15 protein-coding genes are annotated in these 12,701 nt (G+C 67.6%); 10 read left to right on the forward strand and 5 right to left on the reverse strand.

The genetic code is table 11. The features are described 5' to 3' along the window. Positions 1-53: 53 nt before the first annotated feature. The 4 genes from HWX31_RS12375 to rfaE2 all read left to right on the forward strand — a co-directional run bounded on the left by HWX31_RS12375 (position 54) and on the right by rfaE2 (position 3,959). Positions 54-827, forward strand: a complete 774-nt coding sequence (locus tag HWX31_RS12375; protein ID WP_175933919.1) for a PhaM family polyhydroxyalkanoate granule multifunctional regulatory protein — start codon at positions 54-56, stop codon at positions 825-827. Positions 828-858: 31 nt separating this feature from the next. Continuing rightward, complete coding sequence (locus HWX31_RS12380) at positions 859-2,067, forward strand: patatin-like phospholipase family protein (RefSeq protein ID WP_174966103.1); 1,209 nt, start codon at positions 859-861, stop codon at positions 2,065-2,067. 416 nt (positions 2,068-2,483) lie between these two features. After that, positions 2,484-3,359 (forward strand): ferritin family protein, encoded by an 876-nt coding sequence (locus HWX31_RS12385; RefSeq protein ID WP_059758816.1) that lies wholly within the window; start codon positions 2,484-2,486, stop codon positions 3,357-3,359. A 114-nt stretch (positions 3,360-3,473) separates the two neighbouring features. After that, positions 3,474-3,959 carry a D-glycero-beta-D-manno-heptose 1-phosphate adenylyltransferase gene (gene rfaE2, locus HWX31_RS12390; RefSeq protein ID WP_059634560.1) on the forward strand — a complete coding sequence of 162 codons (486 nt, stop codon included), beginning with the start codon at positions 3,474-3,476 and terminating at the stop codon, positions 3,957-3,959. Between the two features lie 22 nt (positions 3,960-3,981). Here rfaE2 and HWX31_RS12395 read toward each other — a convergent pair whose 3' ends face one another. The 3 genes from HWX31_RS12395 to HWX31_RS12405 form a co-directional block, all read right to left on the reverse strand. Further along, complete coding sequence (locus HWX31_RS12395) at positions 3,982-4,224, reverse strand: hypothetical protein (RefSeq protein ID WP_174966111.1); 243 nt, start codon at positions 4,222-4,224, stop codon at positions 3,982-3,984. 99 nt (positions 4,225-4,323) lie between these two features. Beyond that, positions 4,324-5,112 (reverse strand): type III pantothenate kinase, encoded by a 789-nt coding sequence (locus tag HWX31_RS12400; RefSeq protein WP_174966104.1) that lies wholly within the window; start codon positions 5,110-5,112, stop codon positions 4,324-4,326. Beyond that, positions 5,109-6,029 carry a biotin--[acetyl-CoA-carboxylase] ligase gene (locus tag HWX31_RS12405; RefSeq protein ID WP_174966105.1) on the reverse strand — a complete coding sequence of 307 codons (921 nt, stop codon included), beginning with the start codon at positions 6,027-6,029 and terminating at the stop codon, positions 5,109-5,111. Before HWX31_RS12405 ends, HWX31_RS12400 begins: the two co-directional genes overlap by 4 nt. 314 nt (positions 6,030-6,343) lie before the next feature. On the opposite strand from HWX31_RS12405, the gene HWX31_RS12410 reads away from it, so the two are divergent. The 6 genes from HWX31_RS12410 (at position 6,344) to HWX31_RS35380 (ending at position 9,555) form a co-directional block, all read left to right on the forward strand. Continuing rightward, on the forward strand, positions 6,344-6,628 hold the full coding sequence (locus HWX31_RS12410; protein WP_174966106.1) for a PAAR domain-containing protein: 285 nt from the start codon (positions 6,344-6,346) through the stop codon (positions 6,626-6,628). 11 nt (positions 6,629-6,639) lie between these two features. After that, on the forward strand, positions 6,640-7,233 hold the full coding sequence (locus HWX31_RS34955; RefSeq protein ID WP_244143738.1) for a PAAR domain-containing protein: 594 nt from the start codon (positions 6,640-6,642) through the stop codon (positions 7,231-7,233). Further along, on the forward strand, positions 7,233-7,850 hold the full coding sequence (locus HWX31_RS12420) for a type VI secretion system amidase effector protein Tae4 (RefSeq protein ID WP_174966107.1): 618 nt from the start codon (positions 7,233-7,235) through the stop codon (positions 7,848-7,850). Before HWX31_RS34955 ends, HWX31_RS12420 begins: the two co-directional genes overlap by 1 nt. Then, entirely contained in the window at positions 7,847-8,167 is a 321-nt protein-coding gene (locus tag HWX31_RS12425) for a hypothetical protein (RefSeq protein ID WP_174966108.1), read from the forward strand. Before HWX31_RS12420 ends, HWX31_RS12425 begins: the two co-directional genes overlap by 4 nt. 73 nt (positions 8,168-8,240) lie before the next feature. Further along, positions 8,241-8,483 carry a hypothetical protein gene (locus HWX31_RS12430; RefSeq protein ID WP_174966109.1) on the forward strand — a complete coding sequence of 81 codons (243 nt, stop codon included), beginning with the start codon at positions 8,241-8,243 and terminating at the stop codon, positions 8,481-8,483. Positions 8,484-8,640: 157 nt separating this feature from the next. Then, the gene (locus HWX31_RS35380) at positions 8,641-9,555 is read left to right on the forward strand and encodes a hypothetical protein (protein WP_415493099.1); all 915 of its coding nucleotides are present in this window, start codon (positions 8,641-8,643) and stop codon (positions 9,553-9,555) included. A gap of 58 nt (positions 9,556-9,613) precedes the next feature. Here the strand turns inward: HWX31_RS35380 and HWX31_RS12440 are convergent, their stop codons facing one another. Beyond that, positions 9,614-10,459 carry a tetratricopeptide repeat protein gene (locus HWX31_RS12440; protein WP_175933920.1) on the reverse strand — a complete coding sequence of 282 codons (846 nt, stop codon included), beginning with the start codon at positions 10,457-10,459 and terminating at the stop codon, positions 9,614-9,616. Positions 10,460-10,467: 8 nt separating this feature from the next. Then, the gene (locus HWX31_RS12445; RefSeq protein WP_174965432.1) at positions 10,468-12,516 is read right to left on the reverse strand and encodes a bifunctional 2',3'-cyclic-nucleotide 2'-phosphodiesterase/3'-nucleotidase; all 2,049 of its coding nucleotides are present in this window, start codon (positions 12,514-12,516) and stop codon (positions 10,468-10,470) included. Positions 12,517-12,701: the final 185 nt, after the last annotated feature.

A 12,701-nucleotide genomic window follows, 5' to 3' on the forward strand; every position in this document is an offset into this window, starting at 1 on the left:
GATCCAGGCGGTCGGGTGATCCGGCCGCTCCCCCAGTCAACCAGGATGCCCGCATGACGATCGATACCACCGGCTCCAATCCTTTCTCCGGCTTCGCCGGCTTCCAGCCCGCAGACATGCTCGAACGCATGTGGGAAATGATCCGCATGACGCCGTTCGGCGGCATGGGCGCGTTCCCCGGCGCGACGCACGGGCTGCCGCCGTCGCTGTCGGGCATGTCCGACATGATGGCGCCGCTCGCCAGCGTCGAGGAGCTCGACAAGCGCATCACCGACCTGCGCGCGGTCGAGCAATGGCTGAAGCTGAATCTCGGGATGCTGCAGTCCGCGATCCAGGCGATGGAAGTGCAGCGCGCGACGCTCGCGACGCTGCGCGCGTTCGGCGCGTTCGCGCAAACCTCGATGTCGGCCGCCGAGGATGCGGCCGTCGCGGCGGCGAAGGCGGCCGCGACGCCGCTCGGCGACACGCAGCAGGCCGCGCCGGAAGGCGCGCAAGCGGACGCGCCGCCCGAGGGCGAGAGCGCCGCGCAGAACGCGGCCTTCGATCCGGCCGGCTGGTGGAACCTGCTGCAGACGCAGTTCAACCAGCTCGCGAGCCTCGCGATGACGCAGCCGGGCGCACAACCGGCCGCGCCGGACGCACCGGCTGAGCCGGCGGCATCGGCCGCGGCGCGGTCCGAGCCGGCCGAGCCGCCGCAGGCGGCGCCGCGCAAGCCCGCCGCGAAGCGCGCGAAGCCGGCCGGGTCGTCCGGATCGTCCGGTTCAGCCGCGGCGCGCGCGGCGGCCGCGTCGACGCCCGCGAGCCGTCCGCCGAAGCGCTCGACGTGACGGCGCGGCGGCTCATGTAGCAGGCCCGGCGATGCGGCTCGCGCTCGTACTGATGGGAGGCGGCGCGCGCGCCGCGTATCAGGTCGGCGTGCTGAAGGCGCTGGCCGAGATCGCGCTCGCGGCCGATCCGCAACGGCGCACGCTGCCGTTCGGCGTCGTGTGCGGGTCGTCGGCCGGCGCGATCAACGCGACGTCGATCGCGAGCCACGCCGACGATTTCTCGCACGGCGTGCGCCGCCTGCTCGAATTCTGGGAGCACCTGCGCGCCGACTACGTGTACCGCACCGACTGGCTCGGCATCGCCGCCGCGGGCGCGCGCTGGCTCGCGGCGATGAGCTTCGGCTGGGCGGCCCGCCGTTCGCCGCGGGGCCTGCTGGACAACGCGCCGCTCGCGCATCTGCTGCAGCGCGAGCTGAGCTTCCACCGGATCGAGCAGATGCTCGAGGCGCGCACGCTGCACGCGCTCGCGGTGACCGCGCTCAGCTATTCGAGCGGCCGCCATCTGACGTTCTACCAGGCCGCCGAACCGATCCAGGCGTGGCGGCGCGCGCAGCGCACCGCGCGGCTCGTCGACCTGTCGGCGTCGCACCTGCTCGCGTCGTCGGCGATTCCGTTCGTATTCCCGGCCGTGCCGCTCGTGCTCGACGGCCAGATCGAGTATTTCGGCGACGGCTCGATCCGCCAGATCGCGCCGCTGTCGCCGGCGATCCACTTCGGCGCGGACCGGATCGTGGTCGTCGGAGCGGCCGATCCGCGGCCGGAGATCCCGGTGAACGGCGGCGGCTTCGTGCGCGGCTATCCGTCGCTCGCGCAGATCGGCCAGCAGGTTCTGGCGAGCGTGTTTCTCGACTCGATCGGCTCGGACATCGAACGGATCGATCACATCAACCAGATGATCGCGCACCTGCCGCACCAGATCGAAGTGGACAGCGGCTGGCGGCACGTCGACGTGCTGGCGATCGCGCCGTCCGAGCGCATCGAGCTGATCGCCGCGAAACACCTGAAGCAGTTGCCGGTCACCGTGCGCGGACTGCTCGGCGCGGTCGGCGGCAGCCAGCCGGCGGGCGCGTCGTTCGCGAGCTACCTGCTGTTCGAGGAGGCGTTCGCGCGCGAGCTGATCGAGCTCGGCTATCGCGACGGCTGCGCGCAGCACGACACGCTCGCCGGCTGGATCGCGCATGCGGACGGCGCGAGCGCGTCGCCGGCCGACGGGCAGGCGGCGGGGGAAATACGGGTCTGACGCGGATCGGCTGCGACGCTTTGCCGCATGGCGGCTGTCGGGAAGCGACCGGAAGCGTGTCTCGGAACCGTCATGCGTGCGTGCTATCATGGCCGCCGCCGAATACATCAAATCGAGCAGCTCGCCGGACCGGCGCCCGCAAGGGGCCGCGACGGGCTCGCCAGCGAAGCCGGCCAGCGCCGGCCCCCACTCAGGCACGCGCGGTCGGTTCCGTTCGAGCGGAGCGCGGCGCGCGGCTTGCCCCAAGCGAGCGGCTTACGCGGCCGCGCGGCTGCCGGACGCGGAACACGCGGCCCGGGGGCTGGTTTCACGCGTAAAATTACAGTCTTGGTTGCAAAAAGCGCGTCCGCGCGCGCATTGCTGCAACGGTCACGTTTAAGAGAAGTCGCATTGCGCAGAACAGGGGTGGGACCATCATGAACACCATGCTTTATCCGGAACTTTACAGGTCGCTCGAAGCCGTCCGCTGGGACATGGAGAAGGACATTCCGTGGGACAAGTTCGACGCTTCGCTGCTCACCGACGAGCAGGCGAAGACGATCAAGATGAACGCGATCACCGAATGGTCGGCGCTGCCCGCGACGGAAATGTTCCTGCGCGACAACCAGCACGACAGCGACTTTTCCGCGTTCATGAGCGTGTGGTTCTTCGAAGAGCAGAAGCACTCGCTCGTGCTGATGGAATATCTGCGCCGCTTCAAGCCGGAGATGGTGCCGACCGAAGAGGAGCTGCACGCGGTGCGCTTCGAGTTCGATCCGGCGCCGCCGCTCGAAACGCTGATGCTGCACTTCTGCGGCGAGATCCGCCTGAACCACTGGTACCGCTGCGCGGCCGACTGGCACACCGAGCCGGTCATCAAGCAGATCTACGAAACGATCTCGCGCGACGAAGCGCGTCATGGCGGCGCGTACCTGCGCTACATGAAGAAGGCGCTGAACAACTGCGGCGACGTCGCGCGCGCGGCGTTCGCGAAGATCGGTGTGCTGATGGCGTCGGCGCGCCGCACCGAGAAGCCGCTGCACCCGACCAACCTGCACGTGAACCAGGCGCTGTTCCCGCGCGACACCGTGCAGTCGCGCCTGCCCGATCCGGAGTGGCTCGAGCGCTGGCTCGACGAGCAGATCCGCTTCGACGGCGAGTGGGAGAAGAAGGTCGTCGAGCGTATCCTGCACAACCTGTCGATCCTGTTCGAGCGCACGTTCGCGACCGCGCAGGAGCTCAACCGGTATCGCAAGGAAGTCACCGGCCGCCTGCAGGCCGAAGGCGGCCAGTCGGCTGCCCAGCCGGCCTGACGACGAGATGCGCGCCCGGCGAGGGCGCGCGCGACATGAAGCCCGCCCGGCTCGGCGGGCTTTTTCTTGGGCATGCGCGCCGCGCACGCCGTTCGCTTCCGCCAGTCACCCATCATGCCCGCTACCTTCGAACGTAAGCTGATCACCCGCGACGCGCTCGTCGCCCTGCGCGCGTCGCTGCCGTCGCCCGTCGTGTTCACGAACGGCGTGTTCGACATCCTGCATCGCGGCCACGTCACCTATCTCGCCGACGCGAAAGCGCTCGGTGCGTGCCTGATCGTCGGCGTCAACAGCGACGCGTCGGTGCGCATGCTCGGCAAGGGCGACGACCGCCCGATCAACCACGAGGACGACCGGATGGCGCTGCTCGCGTCGCTCGAAAGCGTCGACTGGGTCGTGAAGTTCGAGGAGCAGACGCCGGTGTCGCTGATCGAGGCCGTGCATCCGGACATCCTCGTCAAGGGCGGCGACTACGACATGGACGTGCTGCCGGAATCCGCGCTGGTGCGCGGCTGGGGCGGTCGGGCGCTGGCGATTCCGTTCGAGCACGAGCGCTCGACCACCGCGCTGCTGAAGAAGGTGCGCGCGCAGCAGCCGTAAATCCGCGCCGCCGCGCGCGGCGTCAGGGCGCGGATGCCGCGAGCGGCTCCGCCGGTGCCGCCGATGCCGCGATCGGGCCGCCCGTGAGCGCCTGATCGGCAGCGTGCGCGAGTGGTGTGACGCGCAGCGCGTCGGGGTGCACCTGCCGCGACAGTATCCCCGGTTCGCGCGGTCCGGCCGCCGGCAGCGGCCCGAACACTCCGCGCGCCACCACGAGCGCGAGCATGTTGGCGAGAAAGAGAACAGCGATCAGCCAGCGCAGCATCGTCGACACCCCTTTTCGTCATTCAGTCAGGCCAGCCGCGGGGCTGGTCATTCGGTTCGCCCGGCCCACCCGCGTATGGAAACGCGCGTGCGTGCCGTTTCAACCATTCGCAACCGTTTCCGCCGCAATCAGCGCCAGTCCGGACAGGATCAGCGCATCGTGGCGCGTATGCGGCACCGTCAGCGCGCGCGCGACGTCGTCGGCCGCGCCGCCCGCCAGCACGAGCCGCACCGGCGCTTGCCAGGCGGCGTTCAGGTCGCGCCATGCACGCTCGATCAGCCCGGCCTGCGCATACAGGCAGCCCGCCGACAGCGAGCGCGGCGTGTCGAGCTGGAACGGCTCCGCCTGAGCACCTGCAAGCAGGCCGCTCGCGATGTCGGTGGTGAGCGTCGGCAACTGCGCGGTGTGCGTGCCGAGCGAACGCATCATCAGCGCCCACCCCGGCGCGATCAGTCCGCCCGTGAAGCGCCCGTCCGCGCGCAACGCCTCGAGCGTCGTCGCGGTGCCGAACGTCGCGATCAGCAGCGCTTCGCCGGGAAACGCCGCATGCGCGCCGATCAGGCCGGCCCAGCGGTCGCTGCCGAGCTGGTCGGGCGTCGCATAGCCGTTCGTCACGCCGCACTGCGCGGCACATGCGCGGATCGTCGTGCGCGGCAGGCCCGGCCAGCGCGCGTCGAGCAGCGTGTCGAGCCGTGCCGCCACTTCCGCGCCGGCGACGTTCGAGATCCACGCGCCGCGCGGGCGCGACATGTGCGACCAGTCCGGATCGGCGCCGCCGTCGCGGGCGTGGCCGAACGTGCCCGTCTCGACCAGCTCGCGCCGCGCGTCGGCGAGCGCCCACTTGATCCGGCTGTTGCCGGCGTCGATCAGCAGGTGCGGCGCGCTCATCGCGCCTCGCGCAGCGACACGTCGCCGGCCGCGATCGCCTGCACGCCGGCGGGCGTGTCGAGCAGCAGCTGGCCTGCCGCGTCGATGCCGGTCGCGATGCCGCGCGCGCGTTCCGCGCCTTGCTCGATCAGCACCACTTCGCGGCCCGCGTACGCGTGCCGCGCGTGCCAGCGCGGCACGAACGGCGCGAGCCCGTCGGCCGCGAACTGCGCGAGCGCGGGCGTGAGCGCGTTCAGCGACGCGGCGAGCGTATCGGTGAGGTTCGCCTCCGCCCACGCGGACGACAGCGCCGCGGGCGGCAGCGCGCCCGCGGTCGACGCTTCGCGTGCGCGCTGTGCGTCGACCTGCGCGGCGACGGCTTCCGCGCCGCGCACGTTGACGCCGAAGCCGATCACGACGGCCGTTGCGTCGGGCGTCGTCCACACCGTTTCGATCAGGATTCCGGCGAGCTTGCCGACGATGTGTGTCGAACCGGCGTCGGCGGCGGTCAGCAGCAGGTCGTTCGGCCACTTGAGCGCGACGCCGCAGCGCGCGTCGAGCGGCAGTGCGGCGAGCCCTTCGGCGAGCGCGACGCCGATCGCGAGGCTCAATCCGCCGAGCGCGTCGACCGGGCGCGGCACGATGCAGCCGACCGAGCAGAGCAGCGCGTTGCCCGGCTGCGCGAACCACGGGCGGCCTTGCCGGCCGCGGCCGGCCGTCTGCTCGAACGCGACCCGCACGAGCGGCGCGGGCAGCGCGTTCGCGGTGCGCGGCAGCGCCTTCAGGCGGGCGGCAAGGTCGGCATTGGTCGAGCCGGTCGCGGCGACGATGTCGAGCGGCCACGCGCGCGGCGCGGCGTCCAGGTGCGCGTCGAGCCGGCTGCGCGCGATGTGCGCGTCGCCGGAGTCGGGCGTGTCGGAGGAGGTGGGGGCGTTCATGGTGGCTATTGTAGCGACAGGGGGCGAGATCGCGCCGGGAAGTATGGAAGCAGCGGGGACGCGGCGTGCGCGGGGCTGCGACATGTATTTCTCGTTCTGGTCGTGCAGCGCTTGATCTGATCAAGCACAAGCATGAGTGCCAACGCCTTGCCAAGTTGGATGGCGATTGCGTTGGCTCATCTTGTATTGCGCAAACAGACTTAAACGAATCTTGTTAGTAAGGATTTCGAATTTGTCAGATTGATTCTCCTTTCTCGTTCGCGCAAATTTTGTGCGGAGCAATCCTCAGCCATTTGTCGAGAAGGGATATCCAGATGAGTAACGAGCAGAAGGTCCCGCCCCATCATTTCTCCACCGTCGACTCACTTACGGCACGCGGCGGTCGTGTGACCAAGGCCAACAGCAAGTTGATCGTCATCGGGCTTGCCGTTGCCCGCGTCGGCGATATCGTGAACTACGAGGACGGCAGCGAGGCGCGTTTTGCACTCGTGGGCAGTCGCTTGAGCAACGGCGACCCCGTTACGGACAGTCCGGAGCGGGAAGGTCTCATCTCCGCCGACTCATTCACGGTTGTGACGCATTCTGCAGCGACACACTGAGGCGAGGCCACATGATCCGCTATTTTCTTGCCAGAGGCGACCGAGGCGGCAGCGCCACGATTACAGAAGGATTGGAACATGTCACTTGTTCTAATCCGCCGCCGCGCGTGCATATTGCGACGCTCTACATGAGAACCTACTGCACGGCCTGCAAACAGGAAGGGTTCATCGCGCCAAAGGGGCCGCGCCTGTCCGGAACAGGCCCAAATGGCAAGCCGTGGGCGTTGAGCGGCGATATCAATGTCTGTGGATGCAATCCGCCACCCGTTTTCCATGCCGAGCGCGGCATGAAAATGATCGTCACGTTGCAGGAAGCGGCGACGCTGGCGGGAGGAAGCAGCGCCTCGGCCGCAAGCACCACGGGGACCGAGGTTGCGATGGCAGTGCAGACGGCTGCTTCAGCTACGTATGACGAACAGGTGCGCGCCAGTATACGCACCGCACTACCGCAGAATTATCCATATCTGATCGAACTGAGCGACGGACGGACCTTCGCAGGGCATGTCAATAGTAATGGCCAGTTGCCGCGGATCCGTTCCGAGATCGCTGACAGTTACACGGTCTATTGGGGCGAAGACGCTCTTGTACACAAGGACTGGACGTGATGCCAAACAGCCCGACAACGGTAAGTACGAACACGACGCCCGATTCCGTCAAGGTTGTGCAATTGCGGGCGGTAACATTCAAGGAACTATGGGATGCATACCCGTCCGGCAATCCGTATGACAATCCGGCTTATAGCAATCAATGCGCCATTCGCATGAGCGTCGCCTTTCATCGCGTCGGCATTGAAATGAAGTCGTTTTCATCGAAACTGGTCAAGCCGCTTGGTGGTCAGTCGAGCATCGGGCGAATCCTGCTGAACGGAAAGGCAACCGCCACGCGCGCCAACGAGCTTGGGGCATGGCTGAGGTTGCAGCCTTTTGCGGGCCTGGGGAGGGCGGAAAACGTCACTGGGCCGGACTGGGAGCCGAGGGTCAAGGGCCGCACAGGCATCGTTATGTTTGATGGCTACTGGGCACGCGAGGGAGAAACGATGGAAAATTCCAGCGGAGGGCACATCGACCTGTGGAATGGAAGTCGGCTAACTATAAGCAGTCCATTTAATATATTCGCGACAACTGGTCGCTTGCTCGGACGACATTCGTTCAGGGCCGGGCGTGCATTCGGTTGGTCAGACTTGAGAAACTCGAAGCACATCCTGTTTTGGGAAGTTCGATGAAGCGGATCGGATTTGCTGCAATTTTTGCGGCGCTTGGGCTTGTCAGTCTATGGTGGTGGTCCGCTGCTGATGCCGAAATCTGTCGGCGTTTCCCGCAACTTTGTGTTCCAAACGGTTGCAAGGAGATTGGAGCATGCGCGGTTGGTTTTGGGGATGGGCTGATATTTCTTGCCGCTATTTTAGGACCGTCGGTCGTATTTGGTGTTGTAGCAGTGTTCTTTGCCGGGAAACGGCGCCGCTGGACACAATGGGCCATGGTGGCGGGTGTGCTTGTCACGGCGCATTGGTTTGTCATGCTCGCTTTCAGGCTGATATGAAACATGTTCATCAAGAGCCGTCGAGGCCGTTCTGCTCGCAACACCTAGCCTTTTCTTCGATGGGCCGAAATTGTTGAGAACCGCCATCGGTGCAATTGCTGGTTCGGTCATAGTCACACTTGCTTGTTGGGGCGGCTTATATCTGTTCGGTGTTTTGATTCTTCACGGGCAAGGAAGTCTGTTCGATACGAACCCGCAAGCCGCGAACCTGTTTTTTGCCGGTTGGTTTATGTCCGTGGCTGTGGGCTCGGGAATCGGCGGCTGGCGCGGGTATGTATGGGAACGAAGCCGGGTAAGAAAAGAGCGGAAAGCATGACAATTCATGCCGCCTTTGCGGCTGCCTTGTATTAGGTCGAAAAGACGGGGAGGCTTGCCGCGATTCCCGCAGCGCTTGGACTTGCCAGTTTAGCGAGGGCCGCGCATCAGGCGCGGCCATTTTTTCCACGACACTGCTCGCACGGTCACGCAGGCGCTTGCAGTTCGGCATCCTGCATTACTACAGCCCCATCGTTTTCGTCTGCAGAACCCGGCGCAGCGACGCGCCGGTGCCTGTCGTCATCTTGATCTTCCCGACCGGCGAGACTACGTTCGATATATCCGCTTTGGCGGCATGCGCGGCGAGTGCCAAATGGTTCTCGTCGTTGCCGCATCGAGTGAAAGGCAATGCGCAAGCTTCATTCGTGTTCGAGCCTGTCCAGCCTGTTCGAGCGCTTCCACAGCAACACGACCCGGATCTCCGACGCCGTCGGGCCGCCGATGACGCGGGCCTGTCGCCGGCTGTCGGAGTCGCTCGCGTCCGCATGGTGGGCAGTGCGTTCGGGTACGTCGCATACGCACCGGCATTGACGCAGCGGCGGACCGTTTTCAAGGAGATGGCCATGCAACTCCACATGCATTCGCACCATTACGCGCGCCGCATTCCGGTGTGGCGTGCCGCCGTGATCGGCGGGTGCGTGGCCGGCGCGGTCTTCCTCGTCATCCAGGTCGTCGCGGCGGCAATCATCGGACACGACGCGTGGGCGCCGCTGCGCATGATCGCGGCCATCTACTTCGGCGACGACGCGCTCGCGCCGTCGACCACGGTCGAAGTCGGAACCCTGCTGGCGGCACTGGGCGTGCACTTCGCGCTGTCGATCGTATTTGCGCTGATCCTGGCCGTGATCATCGCGTGTTTCAGCCTGGATTCGAGCGTCGGGATGGTCAGCGTGGCGGGGGCCGTATTCGGCGTGCTGCTGTACGTCGTCAATTACTACGGCATGACGCAAGTGTTCCCGTGGTTCGCCGACGCGCGTGGCTGGGTGAGCGCGCTCGATCACATCGTCTTCGGGCTGATCGTGTCCGACGCGTACATGCGTCTGGAACGGCCCGCGCAGGGCGGCGCCGCCTGACGGGATAACGCGGCCGCGCCTGGCCGGCCGACGTGCCGGCCAGGCGGCAGAGGGGCCGTCAGGGCGCAACGACCGGATGCTTCAGCGCGTGCGCGGTCTCGATCCACTGCGCGTGGAATTCCTTCGCATCCGGCGTGAGGCCCAGTTCGCCGTTGCGATACGCCATCGCGAGCGTCTGCACCGCTTCCGGCAGTTCGTGCTCGGCCGCGCGCCGGTACAGCGCAAGCGCGCGCGCGTCGTCGTGCGGCACGCCGCTGCCGTCGCGATACGCGTTCGCGAGCATGAAGTCGGCGGCCGGGATGTCCGCGCGCGACGCCACGTCGAACCAGCGTGCCGCCTGCGCGGGATCGGCGGCGATGCCGTAGCCGCTGCGGTAGATCAGCCCGAGGTAGTACGCGGCGGCCGGGTCGCCGTGCGCGGCGGCGGCGGCCAGCAGCGTCCGGGCGCGCGCATAGTCCTTCGGCAGCCCGCCGCTGCCGAGCAGCAGCGCCTTGCCGAGCGCGAGCTGCGCGCGGCGCGCAGCCGGCGCGTCCGTCGCGCCGTTCGCTTGCGCGGCGGTTTCGAGCCAGCCGCGCCCTTCGTCGCGCAAGCCGGGCTCGCGCGCGTCGACGAGCGCGCCGCCAAGCGCCGCCTGCGCGTCGGCGGACCCGGCGCGCGCGAGGTCGCGCAGCCGCGCGAGCGCGTGCGGCTCGCCGGCCTGCGTGACCATCGCCTGCCATTCCTCGAGCTGCGCGGCGCTCGGCGCGGGCCCGGCGCCGCGCCAGCCGCTCGCCGCGACGACGGCGGCGGCGATTGCCGCCACCGCCGCCAGCAGCACGGCGGGCGGCAGCTTCACGCGCAGCAGGCGCCGCGCGGCGGGCGCGAAGCCCGCCTCGGCGGGCCGCATGGTTCGGATCGGTTGCATTGCGTGCCTCATTGCGTCAGGTCGATCTCGTAGGTGGCGAGGTTCTTGCCCGAGCCGTCGTCGGCCGCGACCTGCGTGATGCCGGTCAGGCCGGCCGCCGCCGCGTCGGCGAGGCGGTTCGGCGCGGACGCGAACTGCACGTGCGCGACCGAGCTCGCGAGCTTCGTGAAGCGCCAGCTGCGCTGCGCGCCGTCCGCCGCGCGCGTGATCGCGCCGCGCTTCTTGATGAACGCGATCAGCACGTCGCGGTTCGCGTCCGGCGAAGCGAAGATCGTCTTGCTGCCGTCGAGGCCGGGGAAGTTGCCGCCGCCGCTCGCGCGGTAGTTGTTGGTCGCGACGATGAACTGCCCGTTCGGATCGATCGGCGCGCCCTTGTACGTGAGGTTTTTGATCCGGCTGCCGACCGGCTGCGTGACGTCGATCTCGTACGACAGATCGGCGGACGTGAACATGTCGAAGTTGTAGCCGGGGAAGCTGCTGACGAGCTTCTGCACGGTCGCCTGCGTCGGATCGATCCGGTTGAAGCGCTTCGCGGCGGTCTCGAGCCAGTTCTTCACGTCCGCGCCGCTCACCTTCACCGCGTAGACGGTGTTCGGGTACAGGTACAGGTCGGCCGCGTTGTTGATCGCGAGCGCGCCCGGCGCGACGTCGGTGAAGTCGTTGCCGCCGCCGAAGCCGCTCTTGAACGGCGCGCTCACCGACAGCACCGGCAGCGACGCGTACTGCGGCAGGTTCGCCTGCACGTAGCGCGCGACGTAGTCGGCCTGCGCCTCGTTGACGATCTGGATCGCGCCCGGATCGCCGACGTCGGCGAAATACGAGGTCATCCGGTAGTCGGTCGAGCCGATCGGCGTCTTCACGTAGTTGATCGTCGCCTGGTGCTCGGCGGCGATCGCGGCGGCCACCGACGGGTCGGCGGCGACATAGCTCTTGTCCGCGTTCTGGATCGGGCGCGCCTCGACGGTCGTGAGCGACTTGTCGACGCTCCACGTCTTGCCGTCGAACGCGAGGCCGAGCTTGATCACGCCGAGGTGCTTGCCCCAGAAGTTCGCCATCACGGTCGGCACGCCGTTGACGGTGCCCTTGACCTTGTCGACGCCGGGCAGGTTGAACTGCGGCACCGTGCTGTTCGCATCCGGGAACACCTGGTGCGAGTGGCCGATCAGCATCGCGTCGATGCCCGGCACGGTCGACAGCCACCAGCTGCCGTTTTCCATCGTCGGCGAGTACGCCGAGTTGTCGAGCCCGCCGTGCGAGATCGCGACGACGAGGTCCGCGCCCTTCGCGCGCATCTCCGGAACGTACTTCTCGGCCGCTTCCTTCAGGCCGGTCGTGTAGACCTTGCCGTCGAGCCAGCGCTTGTCCCAGTTCATGATCGCGGGCGGCGTGAAGCCGATGATGCCGACCTTCACCGGCGCGCTGACCGTCTTGCCGTCCGGCGTGGCCGCGGTGATCGTGCGGGTCAGGATCGTGTACGGCGTGAAGAGGGGGGCATTGGTCTTCGCGCTGATCACGTTCGCGAGCACCTGCGGGAACGCCGGGCCCGCGCACTTCTTCTGCTGCGCGGGCATGCCGTCGACGTCGAACGTGTTGCCGGTCACCTGCGACAGGTACGGCAGCCCGTAGTTGAATTCATGGTTGCCGATCCCGCCGCCGTCGAACTTCGCCGCGTTCATCACCTTGTAGATCGCGAGCGTCTGGTCGCAGCCGACCGGGTTCACGAGCGCCTGGTAGTCGGCGAGCGCGGTGCCCTGGATCGTGTCGCCGTTGTCGAGCAGGAGCGTGTTCGGATACTGCGCGCGGGCCTGCGCGATCAGCGTCGACACGCGCTCGAAGCCGAGCGAGTTGTCCGCGGCAAGCTTGAAATAGTCATACGAGAGCACGTTCGTGTGCAGGTCGGTCGTCTCGAGCAGCGCGAGGGTCGCCTTGGTGCCGGCGGGCGCCTGCGACGACGGCGGGGCGGTCACGTCGTCGCCGTTGCACGCGGCGAGAAAGGCGAGGCTCGCGAGCGCGGCGGCTGCCGGCGCGCGATGGCGGAGAAGCGAGGTGAATCGCATCGGTTGTCCTGTTTGGTGTTCTGTTGTCGTGGGTCGCACGGAAAGCGGCGCGTAGCGCGCCGACGGCCGGTCGTGCGAAGCGTGAGAGTATCGAAAGGAAACGTGACGGTGGAATGAAAGGGCCGCAACGGCTGGCGGAAAGGGGCGGGCGGCCAGCTGCGGGCGGCTAGCTGCGGGCGGCCAGC

It is taken from the genome of Burkholderia ubonensis, assembly GCF_902833085.1.
Lineage (GTDB): Bacteria > Pseudomonadota > Gammaproteobacteria > Burkholderiales > Burkholderiaceae > Burkholderia > Burkholderia ubonensis.